This window comes from Rhodococcus sp. AC861 (assembly GCF_979256035.1).
Window position 1 is genome coordinate 1 of the sequence record NZ_CEEDMW010000132.1, and the last position, 230, is coordinate 230.

Sequence of the window (230 nt, forward strand, 5' to 3'; positions counted from 1 at the left end):
CGTGGAGAGCGACGCCCCACTCGAAGAACGCCGTGAGCAGCAGGTTGTAGCAAGGCTGCGCGAGGTAGACCGGCGACCAGGGCTGGGTGGGATCGATGCGCATGATCTCGTAGCCGAGATCCTTGTCCTTGCCGCGGATGTTCGTGTACGTGTGGTGCACGACGTTGTGGGAGTGCTTCCACGCCTCGGCGGTGGATGCCGTGTCCCAGTCCCACACGGAGGAGTGGATG

General features: G+C 63.9%; 1 pseudogene. It reads right to left on the bottom strand.

The features are described 5' to 3' along the window. Positions 1 to 229 (bottom strand): annotated as a pseudogene (locus AC0IX4_RS23440) (fatty acid desaturase family protein); the annotation flags it as partial. Position 230: the final 1 nt, after the last annotated feature.